The sequence below is a fragment of the Rhizobacter koreensis genome (assembly GCF_013366375.1).
In the GTDB taxonomy this organism is placed as follows: Bacteria; Pseudomonadota; Gammaproteobacteria; order Burkholderiales; family Burkholderiaceae_C; genus Schlegelella_A; species Schlegelella_A koreensis.
In genome coordinates this window covers 112,912-131,529 of sequence record NZ_JABWMJ010000008.1, presented here as the reverse complement: position 1 = coordinate 131,529, position 18,618 = coordinate 112,912, and the positions used below count along the sequence as shown (strand labels likewise).

The following is an 18,618-nucleotide window of genomic DNA, read 5'->3' as shown; positions in this document are numbered from 1 at the left end:
CATTCAAGCCGCTTGGTACAGGGTCACGACGCAGGCGCCGCCGAGCCCCAGGTTGTGCTGCAGCGCGGTGCGCGCGTCCTTCACCTGCCGCTGCTCTGCCGTGCCGCGCAGCTGGTGCGTCAGCTCGTAGCACTGCGCCAGGCCCGTGGCGCCCAGCGGGTGGCCCTTGGACAACAGGCCGCCGGAAGGGTTGGTGACGACCTGGCCGCCATAGGTGTTGTCGCCATCGCGCACGAATTTCTCGGCGCCGCCCTCGGGGCACAGGCCCAGGCTCTCGTAGGTGATGAGCTCGTTCTGCGCGAAGCAGTCGTGCAGTTCGACGACGTCGATGTCCTTCGGGCCGATGCCGGCTGATTCATAGACCTTGCGGCCGGCCTCGCGCGCCATGTCGTAGCCGACCACGCGCATCATGTCGTGCGCCTCGAAGGTGCTGGAGAAGTCGGTGGTCATGGCCTGCGCGGCGATGCGCACCTGGCGGTTCAGGCCGTGCTTCTTGGCATAGGCCTCCGAGCAGATCACGGCCGCGGCGGCGCCGCAGGTGGGCGGGCAGGCCATCAGGCGCGTCATCACGCCCTCCCACATCATCGGCGCGGCCATCACGTCGTCGACGCTGACCTCCTTGCGGAACAGCGCCAGCGGGTTGTTCACCGCATGGCGGCTGGCCTTGGCGCGGATGGCGGCGAAGGTCTCGAGCCGGGTGCCGTACTTGTCCATGTGCGCCTTGCCGGCGCCGCCGAAGTAGCGCAGCGCGAGCGGGATCTCCGGGTGCCCGACCAGCTCGTCGGTGACCTGGTCGAACTGCTCGAACGGCGTCGGGCGGTCGGGGAAGGCGGCCTTGATCGCGCCGGGCTGCATCTGCTCGAAGCCGAGTGCCAGCACGCACTCGGCAGCGCCCGACTGCACCGCCTGGCGCGCCAGGAACAGCGCCGATGAGCCGGTGGAGCAGTTGTTGTTGACGTTGAGCACCGGGATGCCCGTCATGCCCAGCGGGTACAGCGCGCGCTGGCCGCAGGTGGAGTCGCCGTAGACATAGCCGACGAAGGCCTGCTCGATGGCCTTGTAGTCCACCCCGGCGTCCTTGAGCGCCTGGCGCGCGGCCTTCTCGCCCATCACGTTGTAGGGCTCGCTGGCGCCGGGTTTGGCGAAGGGAATCATGCCGACGCCGGCAACGATGACTGTGTGGCTCATGGAAAGCTCCTGGGGTTGGACAAGACGTTGATGCCGCGGGGCCGGCACGTGGCCACGGCGCGGTTCATTCGGCGAGCCATTGACGCTCGACCTCGTGGCGCTGGATCTTTCCGGTGCTGCTGCGCGGGAACGCGGCCATATCGACGAACCGGATCTCCTTGGGAACCTTGTAGCCGGCGAGCCGCTCGCGGCAGCGGCTCAGCAGGGGCTCGCCGTCTGCAGCCGCACCCGGCTGCACGGCGACGAAGGCCACCGGCACCTCGCCCCAGCGCCCGTCGCGTCGGCGCACCACCACGGCGTCGGCCACCGCGGGCTGGGCCAGCAGCACGCGCTCGATCTCGGCCGGGTAGATGTTCTCGCCGCCGGACTTGATGAGGTACTTGGCGCGGTCGACGAAGTCGAGCGAACCGTCGGCGCGGCGCACGAACAGGTCGCCCATGTGGAACCAGCCGCCGCGGAAGTCGTGCGCGTTCACCTCGGGCGCGTTCCAGTAGCCGGAGAAGAGCGTCGGGCCGCGCAGCGCGGCCTCCCCGGGTGTGCCCGGCGGCACGTCGCGGTCGTCGGCGTCGACCAGCCGCACGCGGCAGAAGCCCGACTCGCGCTTGGCCAGGCTCGTGGGCACGACGCCCGGCGCCAGCAGCGCGCCGGAGGCCGGCGCCAGACCGGTCTCGGTGGCGCCGAAGCTGTTGATGTAGGGCGCACCGAGCAGGCCGGTCAGCTCGGCGATCTGCTGCAGTGGCACCAGGTCGGCCATCGCGCCCACCAGCCGCACGCCGCGCGGGCGCGTGCGGTGGCGCTTCAGACCCTCGATGAGCAGGTCGATCATGCCGGGCATCGCCACCAGCCAGCCGATGGTCTCGCGCTCGATGGTCGCGCACAGGCGGTCGATGTCCAGGCCGTCCTGCACGACGACCTTGCCGCCGAGCATCAGCGTGGCCAGGCTGAAGTCGGTGGCGGCCATGTGGAACAGCGGGCTCCAGGCCACGTAGGCGTGTTCGGCGCTGATGCCGTAGTCGGCGGCGAAGCACATCGCACGCGCCACCATCGCGCGCTGGCTGATGACGGCGCCCTTGGGCAGGCCGGTGGTGCCGCTGGTGTAGAGGATGACCAAGCCCTGCTCGGCATCGACATCCGGCTGTGGATCGGCCTCGCTGCGGCCCGAAAGAAAGCCGTCGAACTCGGCGTCCAGCCCGATCACCGGGCAGTCCGCCCAGCCGATACGCGCCAGCACATCGGCATGGCGCCGCGAGACGAACACCAGGCGCGGCGACACGAGGCCGAGGCAATGCGCCACCTCGCCGTCCGCCAGCCGCCAGTTCAGGCAGGCCACGATGGCACCGATCTTGGCCGCCGCGAGCTGCAGCCCGATGTACTCGCGCCGATTCTCCGCCAGCACCGCGATGCGATCGCCGGCACCCACGCCGCCGGCCAGCAGGGCCTGCGCGATGCGGCAGGCCCAACCATCGAGTTGCCCGAAGCTCAGCGCGCCCTGCGCGTCCTGCAGCGCGGGCGCGTCGCGGCGCACGACCGCCTGCTTGCGCAGCAGGTCGGCGACGGTCAGGGGCAATGCCTTGCTCTGCATCCTTGATTCGGGTTGATCGCGACCCGCGCCGAAGTCGGGGCGCCACGGGTCGGCCTGAGTCTACCTAACGCTTGACAGTTTTACAACGCCCCGTTAACCTTGTCGACGAATCTGGAGGCTGGCGCGCTCTTCCTGGGCGCGGCCCGCCAAGAACACAAGATCCAAGGAGACAGCCTTGCATTCGTACACGGCGCTGCGCTACGAGAAGCGCGCGCAGACCGCCTGGCTCACATTGAACCGCCCCGACGCGATGAACGCGCTGTCGGACGCGTTGTGCGACGAACTCGCCGATGCCATCGGCCGCATCGAAGACGACCGCGACGTGCGCGTGGTGGTGCTCACCGGCGCGGGGCGGGCCTTTTGCGCCGGCGCCGACCTGAAGGGCGTGTTCGAAGGCGGCACCGCTGCGCCGGGCGATGAAGACCCGCTCAACGCCTTTCTCGACCGCATTGCCGGGATGATCGACCGGCTGCGCGTGCTGCCCAAGCCCACCATCGCCGCACTCAACGGCCTGACGATGGCCGGCGGCCTCGAGCTGGCGATGGCCTGCGACTTGATCGTCGCCGCCGAAGGCGCGCGCATCGGCGATGCGCACGCCAACTTCGGCGTCTTTCCTGGCGCAGGCGGCGCGGCCGTGCTGCCGCGGCGCATCGGCCCCACGGCGGCCAAGTACCTGCTGTTCACCGGCGACACGCTGCCGGCGGCCGAGCTGGTGCCGCTGGGCCTGGTGAACCGCGTGGTCCCCGACGCCGAACTGGCCACCGAGGTGGACAAGCTCGCCACGCGCATCGCCTCCAAGAGCCCGCTGGTGCTGCGGCGCATGAAGCAGGCCGTGGCCGACGGGCTGGATCAGCCGCAGGCCACCGCGCTGCGCCTGGAGCGCCTGGTGCTGGATGCCCACCGCCACTCGCACGACATCCGCGAAGGGCTCGCCGCCTTCGTCGGCAAGCGCAAGCCCGACTTCAAGGGCTGCTGACCCTTTCAAGGAATGCCCGTGATCACCGCCGCCCTCCCCCCCGCCTACGTCGCCGGCGTCGGCATGACGCCGACCGGCAAGTTCCTCGACCGCAGCATCAAGCAGCTCACCGCCGACGCGGTGACCGCCGCTCTGGCCGATGCCGGGCTTGCCGTCGCCGACATCCAGGCCGCCTACTTCTCCAATGCCACGCAGGGCGTGCTCGAGGGTCAGACCATGGTGCGCGGCCAGATCGCGCTGCGCCCGCTGGGCATCGAGGGCATCCCGGTCTACAACCTGGAGAATGCCTGCGCCAGCGCCAGCTCGGCCTTCAACCTGGCAGTGCAGGCGGTGCGTTCGGGCGAAGTGGAGGTGGCACTGGCCGTCGGCGCCGAGAAGATGTTCTGCACCGACAAGGCCAAGATGTTCAGTGTCTTCGACGGGGCCTGGGACCTGCAGGACATCGAGGGCAACAAGACGACGCTGCTGGCCATGGGCCACGGCATCGAGCCGCCCGACGGCAGCACCTCGAAGGCGCCTTACAGCCTGTTCATGGACATTTACGCCGCGTTCGGCCGCTTCCACATGCGCGAGTTCGGCACCACGCAGCGGCAGTTCGCGGCGGTGGCCGCCAAGAACCACGGCCATTCGGCGCACAACCCGCTGGCGCAGTACCGCAACACCTACACCGTCGAGCAGGTGCTAGCCGCGCCGCCGATCACCTACCCGCTGACGCTGCCGATGTGCGCGCCGATCAGCGACGGCGCCGCCGCCGCCATCGTCTGCTCCGAGGCGGCACTGGCGCGCCTCGCCGACCGGCGCCGCGCCGTGCGTGTGCTGGCCTCGGTGGTGGCCACCGGTACCACGCGCAAGCCCGAGGACGTGGGCGGGCACATCACCGCGAAGGCGTCCAAGCTCGCCTACGAGCGCGCCGGCGTCGGCCCGCAGGACATCTCGGTGGCCGAGGTGCACGACGCCACCGCCATCGGCGAGATCGTGCAGTCCGAGAACCTGGGCTTCTGCGAGTTCGGCGCCGGCGGCGCGCTGGCCGAGAGCGGCGCCACCACGGTGGGCGGCCGCATCCCGATCAACACCTCGGGCGGGCTCGAATCCAAGGGCCATCCGATCGGCGCCACCGGCATCGGCCAGCTGCACGAGCTGGTGACGCAGCTGCGCGGCGAGGCCGGCGCCCGCCAGGTGCGGGGCGCACGGCTGGCGATGGCCGAGAACGGCGGCGGCCTCTACGGCATCGAGGAAGCCGTCTGCGCGATCACCATCCTCGGCCGCTGACGGCCCCCGCACTGACAAGTCCCCGTACGCCCACCCGCACACAGGCCGACCGACCATGAACTTCCTGCCGACCGACGAACAACGCCTGGCCGTCGAGGGCTTCAACCGCTTCCTCGACACCAGGCTCGAGCCTATCGTGCGCCGCTACCAGCCCGACAAGCTGATCGAGAAGGAGCGCATGCTGGAGATCTTCCAGATGATGCTGCCCTACGGGATGGGCGGCAACGGCCTGATCTCGGAGGCCAACGGCGGCCTGGGCATGCCGTGGCTGACTTACGCGATGATGTACGACAACCTCGCCCGCGTGTCGGGCGACGTCGCCATCTCGCTGCTGATCCAGCAGCTGGGCGCCTACTCGCTGGAGGTGTGCAGCAACGACGCGATGCGGCAGAAGTACCTGCCGCGCATGGTGCGCGCCGAGATCATCGCCTGCAGCGGCATCAGCGAGCCTGGCGTGGGCAGCAACGTGGCCGAGGTCACCTGCCGCGCCAAGGCCGACGGTGACCACTTCATCGTCAGCGGCGAGAAGACCTGGATCTCCAACGGCCACTACTCCGATTTCTGCATGGTCATCGTGCGCACGTCGGACGAGGGCGCGCGCGGCCTGTCGATGATCCTGGTCGACCGCCAGGAGCACGGCTACGAGAGCCGCAACATCGACAAGCTGGGCCTGAACAGCACCTCCACCGCGCAACTCTTCTTCGACAACGTGCGCGTGCCGGCCGGCAACATGATGATCCAGGCCGGCACCGGCCTGAAGAACACGCTGGTGCTGTTCGAGAAGGCGCGGCCCATGGTCGGCCTGACCTCGGTGGGCATCGCGCAGGCAGCGCTGAACAAGGCCGTGGCCTACGCCAAGGAACGCCGCCAGCACGGCAAGCCGATCGGCCAGCACCAGCTGATCCAGGGCATGCTGGCCGACTCGGCGATCCAGCTCGACGCAGCGCGTCTCCTGATCTACCGCGCCTTCAACCTCATCGACCACGGTGTGCGCAGCGAGGTCGAAAGTGCCATGGCCAAGTGCTACGCCACGGAAATTGCGGTGGACGTCGCCTCGAAGGCGGTGCAGATCCACGGCGGCAACGGCATCACCAAGGACTTCGGCGTCGAGCTGCTGTTCCGCAACGCCCGCATGATGACGATCCCCGACGGCACCACCGAGATCCAGAAGCTGATCATCGGCCGTGCGCTGACCGGCCTCAATGCCTTCTCCTGACGTGACGTCAACAACCCCCTCGTCCACGACCGCCGCGGTGCTGAAGGCCGAAGGCGTGACCCTGCGCTTCGGCGGCGTCACGGCGCTGTCGGACGTGAGCATCGAGGTGCGCGCCGACGAGATGCTCGCTGTGATAGGCCCCAATGGCGCGGGAAAGAGCTCGCTGATGAACGTGCTCAGTGGCTTCTACCGCCCCCAGCAGGGCCGGCTCGCGTACGAAGGACGCGACCTGCTCGGCCGCCCGGTGCACGAGATCGCGCGCCAGGGCGTGGTGCGCACCTTCCAGGGCACGCACCTGTTCCCGCACATGACGGTGCTGGACAACATCCTCATCGGCCGCCACGCGCACATGCGCGGCGGCCTGCTGCAGACCTTTGCCTACTTCCCGTGGACGCAGCGCGAGGAAGCCCGGCATCGCCAGGTGGCCGAGGACATCGTCGACTTCCTCGAGATCGAGAACATCCGCCACCAGCCGGTGGGCTCGCTCGGCTACGGCCTGCGCAAGCGCGTCGATCTCGGCCGCGCGCTGGCCATGGAGCCCAAGGTGCTGCTGATGGACGAGCCGATGGCCGGCATGAACACCGAGGAGAAGGAAGACCTGGCCCGCTTCGTCATCGACGTGCGCGAGGCGCGCCGCATCCCGGTGGTGCTGGTCGAACACGACATGGGTGTGGTGATGGACCTCGCCGATCGCGTGGCCGTGCTCGACTTCGGGCGCAAGATCGCCGACGGCACGCCGGCCCAGGTGCAGGCCGACCCGGCGGTGATCCAGGCCTATCTGGGAGCGGCCGCTTGAACGCAATGGACGTTAGCCTGAAGCAGGCTGCCGGCACCGGCGCCGCGATGGCCGAGCCGGCCCGTGGCGCCGTCGCGGCGACAGCAATGAAGACCCAGACGCTTCCGCAGATGCTGCTGGCCCACGCGCGCACGCGGCCGCAGCAACTGGCGCAGCGCGTCAAGCGCAAGGGCATCTGGCGCTGCCACACCTGGGCCGAGGTGCAGGACACCGTGCGCGCCCTCGCGCTTGGCGCGGCGGCACTCGGCCTCGAGCGCGGCGACACCGCGGTCGTCGTCGGCGAAAACGAGCCCGAGCACTTCTGGTCGCTGTTCGCGGCGCAGTCGCTGGGCGCGAAGACGGTGTCGGTCTACCCCGACGCCACGGCCGACGAACTGCTCTACCTGTGCGAAGACTCGCAGGCCCGATTCATTTTCGCGCAGGACCAGGAACAGGTCGACAAGGCACTGGCCATCGCCGGCAAGTTGCCCGGCCTGTGCGGCATCGCCTACTGGGACGACGCCGGCATGTGGTCGTACCGGCACGACCTGCTGCACGGTTTCGACACCCTGTGCGCCGCCGGCCGCAAGGAGCACGAGCGCCACCCAGAGCGCTTCGAGCAGGCCGTCAAAGCGGGGCGCTTCGACGACTTGGCGCTGCTCACCTACACCTCGGGCACCACCAGCAAGCCCAAGGGCGTGATGGTCAGCCACCGCTGGCTGGTGGACAACGCCAGCCGCATGCTCAGCGCGCTGCCGCTGGAACCCGGCATGGAGTACCTGTCTTACACGCCGCTGGCCTGGATCACCGAGCAGCTGCTGGGCGTCACGCTCGGGCTGATGCTGCCGCTGGTGGTCAACTTCCCCGAGGGCCCGGATCAGGTGCTGCCCAACATCCGCGAGCTGTCGCCGCACATGGTGCTGTTCGGGCCGCGGCAGTGGGAGAGCATCGCCGCCACCATCGAGGCGCGCATGCTGCACGCCAGCCGCCTGCCGCGCGCGCTGTACCGGTGGAGCGTACGCGTGGGCCATGCGGTGCGCGTGGCGCGTCTCGAAGGGCGCACCGCGCCGCTGTCGGCTCGCCTGCTGCTGCCGCTCGCCGAACTTCTGACCCTGCACGCGGTGCGCGACCAGTTCGGCTTCCTGCGTTCGCGCATCGCGGTCTCGGGCGGCACCGCGATGGCGCCGGACGTGTTCCGCCTGTTCCACGCCCTGGGCGTGCCGCTGCGCAACATCTACGGCTGCTCGGAGTTCGGCCTCATCGCCGGCCACCGCGGCGAGCGCTACGACCTCGAGACCGTGGGGCCGCTGCTGACGGTGGCACCGGGCTTCGGCGCGGCGCTGGAATCCAGGGTCGATGCCAATGGCGAGCTGCTGCTGCGCGGCGGCACCGGCTTCCTCGGCTACTGGAACAAGCCCGAGAAGACCGCCGCGCTCGACCGCGACGGCTGGTTCGCCAGCGGCGACGCGGTGCGCGCCACCGAGCGCGGCGAGATCGTCTTCCTCGACCGCGTGGAGCACCTCGTCAAGCTGGCCGGCGGGCATGCCTATCCGCCGCAGTTCATCGAAACAAGGCTGCGCTTCTCGCCCTTCATCAAGGACGTGATGGTGCTGGGCGACGCCACGCGACCCTGGGTGGGCGCGCTGGTCAACATCGACATGGGCGTGGCCTCGCGCTGGGCCGAGGAGCGCCGCATCGCGTTCTCCACCTTCACCGATCTGTCGCAGCGGCCGGAGATCCGTGCCCTGGTGCGCGACGAGATCGCGCGCATCAATGCCTTCCTGCCCGAGGGCTCGCGCGTCGTGCGCTTCGCCAACTTCCCGAAGGAGCTGGACGCCGACGAAGGCGAGCTCACGCGCACGCGCAAGCTGCGCCGCGAGTTCCTCGAGCAGCGCTACCGCGCGCTGCTCGAGGGCCTGTACGCCGGCGCCACCGACATCGACTGCCAGATCGCCGTCACCTACCAGGACGGCCGCCAGGGCGTGCTGCGCGCCAAAGTCACCGGCACCGACGTGAGCACCGCCGCAGGCACGACATGATCATCGAGTTCCTCAACTACGCCCTCAACGGCGCCCTGCTCGGCCTGCTGTACGCACTGGTGGCGATGGGCTTCGTCGTCATCTACCGCGCCAGCAAGGTGTTCAACATGGCCACCGGCGAGATGCTGGTGCTCGGCGCCTTCCTCGTGTGGTGGGCGGTGGCCTCGCGCGGGCTGCATCCGGCGCTGGGCATCGCGGCGGCGCTGGCCATCGCGGTGCTGCTGGGGCTGGCGATCGAGCGGCTGTTCTTCCGCCGCCTGATCGGCGAATCGGTGTTCTCGATGATCATGGTCACGATCGGCCTGCTCATCCTCACGCGCGGCCTGGTGCTGGTGATCTGGGGGCCGCAGGAACGCGCGTTCCCCGCGCTCATCCCGCTCGCGCCGCTGATCGTCGGCGAGATGATCATCCCGCGCCCGCTCGCCGCGGCCGGCGTGGTGGCGGTGGTCTTCGCGTTCGCCCTGCATCGGTTCTTCAACCGCAGCCGCACGGGGCTGGCGATGTCGGCGGTGGCCGAAGACCACCAGATCGCGCTGTCCATGGGCATCAGCGTGCGCCGCTCGATCGCCTTCGCGTGGGCGCTGGGCGGCGTGCTGTCTGTGATCTCGTCGATCGTCTACCTGAGCGGCAAGTCGCTGACCTTCCTGTCCTCCGAGATCGGCTTCGCGGCGCTGCCGGTGGCCCTGCTCGCCGGGCTGGAGTCGATCCGCGGGCTGCTGCTGGCCGGCGTGATCGTCGGCGTCGTGCAGGGCCTGACCTCGGCTTACGTCGACCCGCTGATCGGCGGCAACGCCGCGTCGGTGGTCCCCTACCTCTTCATGCTCGTCGTGCTGGCGGTGCGTCCCAACGGGATGTTCGGCTGGAAGCGCATCGAGCGGGTCTGAAGGAGTTCGCCCGCGATGGACCCCTCCGGCACCTTTTTCACCCGCTACGAGGACGACAGCGCGCTCGTGCGCACGCGTGCGCAATGGCTCGCACTGGCGCTGTTCGCCGCCGCGCTGCTGGTGTTTCCCTGGTTCGCCTCGCCGCGCCTGGTGGCGGTGGCCAACCTGATGTTCATCACCGCCATCGTCGTCGTCGGGCTGCAGATCACCACCGGCTGCGCCGGGCAGATCAACCTCGGCCAGGCGGCGTTCATGGGCGTGGGCGCCTACGGCGCCAGCGTGATGGAGGTCAAGTTCGGCCTGCCGTTCTGGGTGGCGGTGCCGGTGGGCGGCGTGCTGGCTGCCTCGGCCGGCTGGGCCTTCGGGCTCACCGCTTCGCGCATCAAGGGCTTCTACCTGGCGCTGACCACCATCGCCGCGCAGTTCCTCTTCGTGTTCGTGGTGCTGAACCTGCCCTCGTCGTGGCTGGGCGGTGTCAACGGCTTCAGCCTCCAGCCGGCGCGGCTGGGCCCCATCGTGTTCGACAGCGACCGGGCGCTGTACCACCTGTTCCTCGCCGCCACCGCGGTGATGGTGTTCGGCGCCTTCGGCATCCTGCGCAGCCGCCACGGCCGCGCGTTCGAGGCGGTGCGCGACGACGACGTGGCCGCCGGCATGATGGGCATCGACGTGGCCGGCACCAAGGCGCGCGCCTTCGTCGTAGGCGCCTTCTACGCCGGCATCGGCGGCGCGCTGTGGGCCTACCAGATCCGCTTCGTCTCGGTCGACCAGTTCACGCTGTTCAACTCGATCTGGTTCATCGCGATGATGATCGTCGGCGGGCTCGGCTCGATCGTCGGCGCGCTGATCGGCACCGTCGCGATCCGCGCCGTGCAGGAGACCATCACCAGCGTCGGACCCGACCTGATCGAGCGCTTCCCGGCGCTCAGCACCGATCTGGTCTTCGCCAGCATGAACGTGTTCCTGGGGCTGGTGATCACCGGCTTCCTGCTGCTCGAGCCGAAGGGCCTGATGCACCGCTGGAACATCTTCAAGGCCACCTACCGCCTGTGGCCCTTCCCGCACTGAACCCAACCATCCACCCGCGCCGGCCACGGCGCTCTTCCCACGAGGAGATCCTCATGCATCGACGCCATCTCGTTTCAAGCGGCCTCCTGCTCGCCGCCGGCCTCACGCTCGGCTCGGTGGCCTCGGCGCAGACCACCGTCAACATCGCCGCCCTCGCCGATTTCGCCGGGCCCTACGCCAACGTCATGAACGACATGCAGGGCGGGCGGCTGGCGGTCGTCGAGTGGTGGAACAAGGAAGTCGGCGAAAAGATGGGCGTGCGGATCGCCGTCAAGACCTACGACACCCGCTACGACGTCGCGCAGACCGCGAGCCTGTGGCCCGGCATCAAGGCGGAGCTGAAGCCCGCGCTCGTGCTCGGCCTGGGCGGCCCCGACGCCGCGGCGCTGCAGCAGCGCCTGCCCGAGGACAAGGTGCCGATGCTGTTCGGCACCGCCGCCTACGGCTTCGGCTGGAAGCCGGGGCAGTGGGCGCTGAACGTACGCCCGACCTACTCGCACGAAGCGGCCGGCTTCCTCGAGTGGTTCCGCACCACCAAGCTCGAGGGCAAGCGCGCCGTCAAGGTCGCCATCATCACCTCGGAGGCCACGCCGGCCTACGCCGACATGGCCAAGGGGCTGCAGGCCTACGCCAAGGCCAACCCCGACAAGGCCACCTTCGTTGAGGCCATCTGGACCGAGGTGCAGCCCGCCGACCTGACGCTGCAGGTGCGGCGCCTGGCCAACGCCGGCACCGACGTCATCGTCATCCAGACCAATACCGCGCAGGCCGTGGCCACCAAGCGTGCGCTGCAGGCGCTGGGCAAGAACATCCCGATCGTGCTGTCGCTGCACAACGGCGTGCTCGGTTCGTCCAAGGCGCTGGGCAACCCCAACGGCTTCGCCGGCGACTTCGAGGTCGGCGCGATCGCCGACGCGAGCGAGGACGACACGCCGGCGCGCAAGTTCTATGCGATGCTGCAGACGAAGTACGGCCTGAAGTCGAACTGGAACTCGATGACGATGCTCGGCCTGGGGCAGGCCATCGTCGCCGTCCGCTCGGTCGAGGCGGCGGCCAAGGCCAAGGGCGCCGCCGGCGTCACTGGCGAGGCCGTGCATGCGGTGCTGCTGGGCACCGCCTTCAGCGGCGCCGAGCTGATGGGCATTCTGCCCGGCGTGGACTTCAACCCGGAGAACCCGTTCCCCACCGGGACGGCGAAGGTGAACGTCGCCACGATGAAGGACGGCAAGGTCGTCCGCGTGGCCGCCGACGCCCCGGTGCCCGCGATCCCGAAGTGGTGAGCCGGTGGCCGATGTGAGCGAGTCCGCCGTGGCCGAGGCGCGGCGCAGCGAGACCCCGGGCGCCACTGGCGCGGGCCCGGCGGCGGGCGCCGCAGGAGCGCCGCTGCTGGCGCTGCTCAACGTCGAGGTGCTGTATGCCGAGGTGATCCTGGCGCTCAAGGGCGTGTCGCTGCAGGTCGCTCCGGGGGGCTGCGTGGCGCTGCTGGGCGCCAACGGCGCCGGCAAGAGCACGACGCTGAAGGCCATCTCGGGTGTCATCGAGTCCGACGACGGGCGCGTCTCGGGCGGCAGCATCGCCTTTGGCGGCCTCCCCATCCACGGCCACGATACGGCCAGCGTCGTGCGCGGCGGCCTGGTGCACGTGATGGAGGGCCGGCGCGTGCTGCCGCACATGACGGTGGAGCAGAACCTGATCATCGGCGGCCACATGTTCCCGCGTGCCGCGCAGATGCGCCGCGCGCTCGACGGCGTGTACCAGGCCATCCCACGCCTGGCCGATCTGCGCACGCGCACCGCCGGCTACCTGTCGGGCGGCGAGCAGCAGATGCTGGTGATCGGCCGCGCCATCATGGCCGAGCCCAAGCTGATGCTGATCGACGAGCCCTCGCTGGGCCTGGCGCCGCGCATGATCGAGGAGGTCTTCGCGGTGCTGCACCGGTTGCGCGCGCAGGGGCTGGCGCTGCTGATCGTCGAGCAGAACACGCGCGTCGCGCTGGAGATCGCCGACTACGGCTACGTGATGGAAGGCGGGCGCATCGTGCTCGAGGGCCGCGCCGACGAATTGCGCGCCAACGAGGACGTGCGCGAGTTCTACCTCGGCCTGGACCGCGAGGGCGGGCGCAAGAGCTTCCGCGAGGTCAAGCACTACCGGCGGCGCAAGCGCTGGCTGGGTTGAATCCGAAACACCGACGATTGGGAGGCAAAGGCATGCCGGGTCCGCTGCAGGGTTTGAAGGTCATCGAGTTCGGCGGCATCGGCCCCGGGCCCTTCTGCGCCATGATGCTCGCGGACATGGGCGCCGAGGTGATCCGCCTGGACCGCAAGGCCGACAAGGGCAAGGACCGCGGCGCGCCCGGCTTCCTGGCCTCGGGCCGGCGCAGCGTGCTGCACCGCGGCCGCCGCTCGGTGGCGGTGGACCTGAAGGACGCGGCGCACCGCGACAAGGTGCTGGCGATGATCGACGGCGCCGATGCGGTGATCGAGGGCTACCGCCCCGGCGTGCTCGAGCGCCTGGGCCTCGGGCCCGACGTGCTGCTGGCGCGCAACCCGAAGCTCGTCATCGGGCGCATGACGGGCTGGGGGCAGGACGGCCCACTCGCGCAGGCAGCCGGCCACGACATCAACTACATCGCGCTGTCGGGCGCGCTGGCGACCATCGGCCGCAAGGAAGGCGGGCCGGTGGCGCCGGCGGCGATGATCGGCGACCTGGGCGGCGGCGGCATGATGCTGGCGTTCGGCATCGTCTGCGCGGTGCTCGAGGCGCGCGCCTCGGGCAAGGGCCAGGTGGTGGACGCGGCAGTGCTCGACGGCGCCGCGCTGCTCACCTCGATCGTCTGCGAGCTGCGCGCGCTGGGCCTGTGGCGCGACGAGCGGCAGACCAACCTGCTCGACGGCGGCTCGCACTTCTACGACACCTACGAATGCGCCGATGGCCGCTGGATCTCGATCGGCTCGCTGGAGCCGCAGTTCTACGCGCTGCTGCTGGACAAGCTCGGCCTCGACAAGGACCCCGAGTTCGCGCGCCAGCGCGACCCGGCGGCCTGGCCGGCGCTAAAGGCCAGGCTAGGCGCATTGTTCCGCACGCAGCCGGCAGCGCACTGGTGCGCGCTGTTCGAGAACACCGACGTCTGCTTCGCCCCGGTGCTCAGCACCACCGAGGCCGCAGCGCACCCGCACAACGTCGCACGGGCGACCTTCTTCGAAAGCGAGGGCGTGGTGCAGCCGTCGCCCGCACCGCGCTTCAGCCGCACCCCGGCGGCGCGGCCGGCGCCGGCGCCTTTCATCGGCGAGCACGACGACGAGTTGCTGGCTTGAGCGTGCCAGCAACCATGCGACCGAGGGGCGGGACATGCAGCTAGGTCTGAAGGACCGGGTCGCCATCGTCACCGGCTCGGCGCGCGGCATCGGCGCCGAGACGGCGCTGGCGCTGGCGGAAGAAGGTGCGTGCATCGTCGTCACCGACATCGACGGCGACGCCGCTGCGGCGCATTGCGCGGCGCTGCAAGGCGCAGGCCACCGGGCCATCGCCGTGGCCGCCGACGTGACGCGCCAGGCCGATGTCGAGCGCCTGGCGCAGGCCGCGGTGGCCGCCTTCGGTGGCGTGCACGTGCTCGTCAACAATGCCGGCTTCGTACGCGATGCCCGCCTCACCCGGCTCAGCGAGGCCGACTGGGATGCGGTGGTCGACACCGTGCTCAAGGGCGCGTTTCTCTGCACCCAGGCCGTGGCGCCGCGGATGGCCGCAGCGAAGTGGGGGCGTGTCGTCAACATCTCCTCCCGCGCGCACCTGGGCAACCCCGGCCAGGCCAACTACTCGGCGGCCAAGGCCGGCCTCCTGGGCTTCTCGGCGGCGCTGGCGCTCGAGCTCGGCCGCGACGGCATCACCGTTAATACCATCGCGCCGGGCTTCATCGAGACCGACGGCGTGCGCAAGCTGCCGCACTACGCGAAGATCCGCGACAACGCGCTCGCCCGCACGCCCATCGGTCGCCTAGGCGTGCCGCGCGACATCGCCGCCGCCGTGTGCTTCCTCGCCAGCGAAGCGGCGGGGTACATCACCGGCGCCACGCTGCACGTGACGGGCGGACGCTACGCCACCTGAACGCACCTGAAGGAGCCGAGACGATGGGCATGCCGCTGCTGCATGCGCTGCGCCTGAACGCACGCCGCCTGCCGCACCGCGAGGCGCTGCGATTTGGAGAGCAGGCCTGGCGCTACCCCGAGCTGCTGGCGCGCGCCGAGCGCGCCGCGGCAGCGCTGGCGGCGCTGGGCATCGCACCGGGCGAGAAGGTGCCGATGCTGTCGTACAACCATCCCGATTTGCTGGTGGCCTACTTCGCGCTGACCGGCATCGGCGCCGTGCCGGCGCCGCTGAACTACCGCCTCGCGGACCACGACCTGCGCCACGGCATCGCGGCCGCGCACGCGCGCTTCGTGCTGCTCGGCTCGGGCTTCGCCGAGCGCGCCGGGGCGCTGGCCGATGCCGCGTGGCAGCCGATCGTGTTTGCCGACTTCCCGCATGACGCGCCCGCGGGCGCCTGGCGCTGGGAAGAACTCCTGCAGTCCGCCGCGCCAGCCCCGCCCCAAGGCCGCGAGGGCAGCACGATCATGCTGCACACCTCGGGCACCACGGGCCGGCCGAAGGGCGCTTTACGCTCTCGCTTCGGTTTCGAGCAGCGCGCCATCGCGCAGGGCTTCGGCATCGACGACCGTACCTTGGCCGCCCTGCCGTTGTGCCTGAGTGCCGGCTGCGTGTACACGCTGCTGCCGTTGTACCTGGGCGCCAGCGTCACGCTGCTCGAACACTTCGACGCCGGCGCGGCGATAGAGGCGATCGAGCGCGAGCGCATCACATCCACCATGCTGCTGCCGGCGATGCTGCAGGCGATGGTCGATCAGCCGCGCTGGCGCGATGCCGACCTGTCGAGCCTGCGCGTCATCCAGTCGGGTGCGGGCACGCTGTCGGGCACGCTCAAGCGCCGGCTGCTCGAGCGCCTGGGCGAAGGGGTGCTCAACATCTACGCCGCCTCCACCGAGGTCGGACCCTATGCCAACCTCGACGGTGCCGACGTCAGCCGCCACCTGGAAGGCAACTGCGTCGGCCGGCCGTTCTTCGGCGTCGACCTGAAACTGCTGGACGACGACGGCCACGAGGTGGCGCCCGGAGAGGTGGGCGAGATCTGCTGCCGCAGCGACTCGCAGTACGACGGCTACTTCGAGGACGAAGAACTCACCCAAAGCACGCGCCGCGGCGACTACCTCACCGTCGGCGACCTCGGCCGCATCGACGCCGACGGGCTGCTGCACTTCGTCGGCCGCAAGCGCGACATCATCAAGAGCGGTGGCATCAACATCTACGCCTCCGAGATCGAACAGGTGCTGCAGCAGCACCCCGCCGTGGCCGAGGTGCACTGCATCGGGCTGCCCGACGAGCGGCTGACCGAGCTGATCTGCGCCGTGGTCGTGCCGCTCCCCGGTGCCGCGCCCGCGGCGGACGAACTGGCCGCCTTCGCCGCCGCCCGGCTGGCCGCCTACAAGAAGCCGCGCCGCGTCGTCTTCATGCCCGAGGTGCCGAAGAACCTGACCGGCCGCGTGCTCAAGGCGCAACTCGTCGAGCAGGTGCTCGCGCTGCCCGCGGCGCAACCGGAGTAGCTTCATGCAGCTGTCGAGCGTGGGGCCAGAGCCCTGCTTCTTCGAAGACCTGGAGGTCGGTGCCGCCTTCGACAGCCCGACGCGCACGATGACCGAGGCCGATGTCGTCAACTTCGCGGGCCTGTCGGCCGACTTCAACCGCCTGCACGTCGACGCCGAGTATGCAGCCGGCACGCCCTACGGCCAGCGCATCGCGCACGGGCTGCTGGTGCTGGCGCTGATGTCGGGGCTGGTCACGCGCATGCCGCTCAACCAGCAGCTGGAGCCCAGCCTGATGGGGTTGCTCGACATCCAGTGCCGTTTTCCGAAGCCCACCTTCATCGGCGACACGCTGCGCGTGCGCGTGGAAGTGGCGGCGAAGAACGAGACATCGAAGCCCGACCGCGGCGTGGTGGCCTTCCGCCGCCAAGTGCTGAACCAGCGCGGCGAGGTGGTCGTCGAAGGGACCTGGAAGCTGCTCGTGCGCCGCCGCCCGGTGTGAAGCTCAACGCCTCGTCGCACGACGGGCCATCAGCAGTGCCGGCAGCAGCGCCAGCGTGAAGGTCAGCCCGACCAGGAAGAAGCGGTCACGGTGGCCACCCCGGAGCCCTGCGCGGCGAACACGCTGCCGAGGTAGTTCGCCGCCCCGGACTGCCACAGCGCCGTGGTGGCGTCGCTCTGTGCCAGCAGGCCTGTCAAGCCGCGCAACAGCTTGGCGGTCGTGCCATTGGCGGCGTCCTGTGTCGCCGTGTAGGTGTCGATGTGGAGCATCAGCCACCGCTCCAGCGCGATCCATAGCAGGTTGCCCCCGATCACCCCCCGAGCTAGCACGCGCTGCCGTGGCAGCGGTCCACCTGCCGGCCATCGTGGCGCCCCGCGGGGCGAATCGCTGGCCAAGGGTGGGGCGTCGTCAGGCTCGACGGCGCTCAAGCGCGACGAGGTTCAGCGCGTTCTGGACGAAGTTTAGGCGCAACTTCGCAGCGGCGGCATTCGCGTCCAGGTGCATCTGGCCCATGGCAACGCGGCCGAGGAGATCGGCCGCGTGGCGCGTGAAGTCGGTGCCGATCTGCTTGTCGTCGGGCACCGCGAGCAGGGGCGCCTTTCGCGCTGGTGGCGGGGATCGGTCGGCGCGTCGCTGCTGACGCACGCGCCGTGCAGCATCCTCGTCGCCGTATCGCACACGGAAGTAGGCTGAACCGCGCCCGCCCTCAACGAAAGCGCGAGAAGTCCGGCTTGCGTTTTTCGAGAAAGGCGGTGGCGCCTTCCATCTGCTCGCCGGTCTCGAAGTAGTTCGGTGCCACCTCCTCGATCAGCTCCTTCATGTCGCGCTGCATGATCGGCGCCATGTGGTGATAGAAGGAGCGCTTGAGGATGCGCAGGCAGGTGGGGCTCAGCGCCAGCAGTTCGTCGGCGAACTTGCGCACCTCCTCGTCGAGCTTCTCCTTGGGCACCACCGAGTTGGCCAGGCCCCACTCCAGCGCCTGCTGCGCCGTGTAGCGACGGCACAGCATCCACAGCTCGCGGGCGCGCTTGTGGCCGAGCACGTTGGCCGCGTGCGAAACGATGTAGCCACCCGCCGGCGAGCCGACGCGCGGCCCGTTCTGGCCGAAGATGGAGTGGTCGGCTGCCACGGTGAGGTCGCAGAAGTAGGCGATGTGGTGGCCGCCGCCGATGGCGTAGCCGCTGACGCGCGCGATCACTGGCTTGGGGCACTCGACGATCTGGCGATTGAACGTGAAGTTCAGGTCCTCCAGCCCGCTTTTGCCGCCGCTGCCCTTCTCCCAGTTGACGTCGCCGCCGACGCAGAACGCGCGGTCACCGGTGCCGGTGAGCACGATCACGCCGACCTTGCGGTCGTTGGCCGCGACATCCAGTAGCCGCTGCATCTCGACGATGTTGTCGCCGGTGAAGGCGTTGAGCTGCTTGGGCCGGTTGATGGTGATGGTGGCGACGTAGTCCTTGACCTCGAGATAGACCTCTTTGTCCGACAT

19 protein-coding genes are annotated in these 18,618 nt (G+C 69.9%); 14 read left to right on the top strand and 5 right to left on the bottom strand.

Features of this window, described 5'->3' with window-relative positions; genetic code table 11:
* Nucleotides 1-3 precede the first annotated feature (3 nt).
* Both HQN59_RS17145 and HQN59_RS17140 read right to left on the bottom strand, forming a co-directional pair.
* Nucleotides 4-1,188: a thiolase C-terminal domain-containing protein gene (locus HQN59_RS17145; protein WP_176070338.1), complete on the bottom strand. Its 1,185-nt coding sequence runs from the start codon at nt 1,186-1,188 to the stop codon at nt 4-6.
* A gap of 64 nt (nt 1,189-1,252) precedes the next feature.
* Nucleotides 1,253-2,770, bottom strand: coding sequence for a class I adenylate-forming enzyme family protein (locus HQN59_RS17140; RefSeq protein ID WP_176070337.1), 1,518 nt, complete (start codon nt 2,768-2,770; stop codon nt 1,253-1,255).
* Nucleotides 2,771-2,945: 175 nt separating this feature from the next.
* Between HQN59_RS17140 and HQN59_RS17135 the strand changes: the two genes are divergently transcribed.
* From HQN59_RS17135 to HQN59_RS17075, 13 genes are read left to right on the top strand one after another with little or no spacing between them, the layout of a single operon-like run.
* Complete coding sequence (locus HQN59_RS17135) at nt 2,946-3,746, top strand: enoyl-CoA hydratase/isomerase family protein (RefSeq protein WP_176070336.1); 801 nt, start codon at nt 2,946-2,948, stop codon at nt 3,744-3,746.
* 18 nt (nt 3,747-3,764) lie between these two features.
* Complete coding sequence (locus HQN59_RS17130) at nt 3,765-5,015, top strand: thiolase family protein (protein WP_342451236.1); 1,251 nt, start codon at nt 3,765-3,767, stop codon at nt 5,013-5,015.
* Between the two features lie 55 nt (nt 5,016-5,070).
* Entirely contained in the window at nt 5,071-6,231 is a 1,161-nt protein-coding gene (locus HQN59_RS17125) for an acyl-CoA dehydrogenase family protein (protein ID WP_038200742.1), read from the top strand.
* Nucleotides 6,218-7,027: an ABC transporter ATP-binding protein gene (locus HQN59_RS17120; RefSeq protein ID WP_176070334.1), complete on the top strand. Its 810-nt coding sequence runs from the start codon at nt 6,218-6,220 to the stop codon at nt 7,025-7,027. Before HQN59_RS17125 ends, HQN59_RS17120 begins: the two co-directional genes overlap by 14 nt.
* 5 nt (nt 7,028-7,032) lie before the next feature.
* Nucleotides 7,033-9,045 (top strand): AMP-dependent synthetase/ligase, encoded by a 2,013-nt coding sequence (locus tag HQN59_RS17115; RefSeq protein ID WP_246294983.1) that lies wholly within the window; start codon nt 7,033-7,035, stop codon nt 9,043-9,045.
* Nucleotides 9,042-9,929: a branched-chain amino acid ABC transporter permease gene (locus HQN59_RS17110; protein WP_176070333.1), complete on the top strand. Its 888-nt coding sequence runs from the start codon at nt 9,042-9,044 to the stop codon at nt 9,927-9,929. Before HQN59_RS17115 ends, HQN59_RS17110 begins: the two co-directional genes overlap by 4 nt.
* Before the next feature lie 15 nt (nt 9,930-9,944).
* A complete protein-coding gene (locus HQN59_RS17105; protein WP_176070332.1) occupies nt 9,945-10,997 on the top strand; it encodes a branched-chain amino acid ABC transporter permease in 1,053 nt (350 codons plus the stop codon).
* Nucleotides 10,998-11,050: 53 nt separating this feature from the next.
* On the top strand, nt 11,051-12,277 hold the full coding sequence (locus HQN59_RS17100; RefSeq protein WP_176070331.1) for an ABC transporter substrate-binding protein: 1,227 nt from the start codon (nt 11,051-11,053) through the stop codon (nt 12,275-12,277).
* Nucleotides 12,278-12,290: 13 nt separating this feature from the next.
* Entirely contained in the window at nt 12,291-13,172 is an 882-nt protein-coding gene (locus tag HQN59_RS17095) for an ABC transporter ATP-binding protein (RefSeq protein WP_425342739.1), read from the top strand.
* Nucleotides 13,173-13,204: 32 nt separating this feature from the next.
* Nucleotides 13,205-14,311 (top strand): CaiB/BaiF CoA transferase family protein, encoded by a 1,107-nt coding sequence (locus HQN59_RS17090; RefSeq protein WP_176070330.1) that lies wholly within the window; start codon nt 13,205-13,207, stop codon nt 14,309-14,311.
* A 34-nt stretch (nt 14,312-14,345) separates the two neighbouring features.
* On the top strand, nt 14,346-15,098 hold the full coding sequence (gene fabG, locus HQN59_RS17085) for a 3-oxoacyl-ACP reductase FabG (protein ID WP_176070329.1): 753 nt from the start codon (nt 14,346-14,348) through the stop codon (nt 15,096-15,098).
* 23 nt (nt 15,099-15,121) lie between these two features.
* Nucleotides 15,122-16,648: a class I adenylate-forming enzyme family protein gene (locus HQN59_RS17080; RefSeq protein WP_176070328.1), complete on the top strand. Its 1,527-nt coding sequence runs from the start codon at nt 15,122-15,124 to the stop codon at nt 16,646-16,648.
* A gap of 4 nt (nt 16,649-16,652) precedes the next feature.
* The gene (locus HQN59_RS17075) at nt 16,653-17,129 is read left to right on the top strand and encodes a MaoC/PaaZ C-terminal domain-containing protein (protein ID WP_176070327.1); all 477 of its coding nucleotides are present in this window, start codon (nt 16,653-16,655) and stop codon (nt 17,127-17,129) included.
* Between the two features lie 62 nt (nt 17,130-17,191).
* On the opposite strand, the gene HQN59_RS17070 is transcribed toward HQN59_RS17075, so the two are convergent.
* Both HQN59_RS17070 and HQN59_RS17065 read right to left on the bottom strand, forming a co-directional pair.
* Nucleotides 17,192-17,398, bottom strand: a complete 207-nt coding sequence (locus HQN59_RS17070; RefSeq protein WP_176070326.1) for a hypothetical protein — start codon at nt 17,396-17,398, stop codon at nt 17,192-17,194.
* A 139-nt stretch (nt 17,399-17,537) separates the two neighbouring features.
* A complete protein-coding gene (locus tag HQN59_RS17065) occupies nt 17,538-17,711 on the bottom strand; it encodes a hypothetical protein (RefSeq protein ID WP_176070233.1) in 174 nt (57 codons plus the stop codon).
* Between HQN59_RS17065 and HQN59_RS27050 the strand changes: the two genes are divergently transcribed.
* Nucleotides 17,628-17,822 (top strand): universal stress protein, encoded by a 195-nt coding sequence (locus tag HQN59_RS27050; protein ID WP_176070325.1) that lies wholly within the window; start codon nt 17,628-17,630, stop codon nt 17,820-17,822. The two genes, HQN59_RS17065 and HQN59_RS27050, sit on opposite strands and share 84 nt — an antisense overlap.
* 13 nt (nt 17,823-17,835) lie before the next feature.
* Here HQN59_RS27050 and HQN59_RS17055 read toward each other — a convergent pair whose 3' ends face one another.
* Nucleotides 17,836-18,618, bottom strand: coding sequence for an enoyl-CoA hydratase-related protein (locus tag HQN59_RS17055; protein WP_176070324.1), 783 nt, complete (start codon nt 18,616-18,618; stop codon nt 17,836-17,838).

Bases quoted from the DNA above. Each gene is read 5' to 3' on its own strand.
- HQN59_RS17145 (WP_176070338.1), bottom strand. From the start codon at position 1,188: ATGAGCCACACAGTCATCGTTGCCGGCGTCGGCATGATTCCCTTCGCC.
- HQN59_RS17140 (WP_176070337.1), bottom strand. From the start codon at position 2,770: ATGCAGAGCAAGGCATTGCCCCTGACCGTCGCCGACCTGCTGCGCAAG.
- HQN59_RS17125 (WP_038200742.1), top strand. From the start codon at position 5,071: ATGAACTTCCTGCCGACCGACGAACAACGCCTGGCCGTCGAGGGCTTC.
- HQN59_RS17120 (WP_176070334.1), top strand. From the start codon at position 6,218: ATGCCTTCTCCTGACGTGACGTCAACAACCCCCTCGTCCACGACCGCC.
- HQN59_RS17115 (WP_246294983.1), top strand. From the start codon at position 7,033: ATGGACGTTAGCCTGAAGCAGGCTGCCGGCACCGGCGCCGCGATGGCC.
- HQN59_RS17110 (WP_176070333.1), top strand. From the start codon at position 9,042: ATGATCATCGAGTTCCTCAACTACGCCCTCAACGGCGCCCTGCTCGGC.
- HQN59_RS17105 (WP_176070332.1), top strand. From the start codon at position 9,945: ATGGACCCCTCCGGCACCTTTTTCACCCGCTACGAGGACGACAGCGCG.
- HQN59_RS17100 (WP_176070331.1), top strand. From the start codon at position 11,051: ATGCATCGACGCCATCTCGTTTCAAGCGGCCTCCTGCTCGCCGCCGGC.
- HQN59_RS17090 (WP_176070330.1), top strand. From the start codon at position 13,205: ATGCCGGGTCCGCTGCAGGGTTTGAAGGTCATCGAGTTCGGCGGCATC.
- fabG (WP_176070329.1), top strand. From the start codon at position 14,346: ATGCAGCTAGGTCTGAAGGACCGGGTCGCCATCGTCACCGGCTCGGCG.
- HQN59_RS17080 (WP_176070328.1), top strand. From the start codon at position 15,122: ATGGGCATGCCGCTGCTGCATGCGCTGCGCCTGAACGCACGCCGCCTG.
- HQN59_RS17075 (WP_176070327.1), top strand. From the start codon at position 16,653: ATGCAGCTGTCGAGCGTGGGGCCAGAGCCCTGCTTCTTCGAAGACCTG.
- HQN59_RS17070 (WP_176070326.1), bottom strand. From the start codon at position 17,398: ATGCTCCACATCGACACCTACACGGCGACACAGGACGCCGCCAATGGC.
- HQN59_RS17055 (WP_176070324.1), bottom strand. From the start codon at position 18,618: ATGTCGGACAAAGAGGTCTATCTCGAGGTCAAGGACTACGTCGCCACC.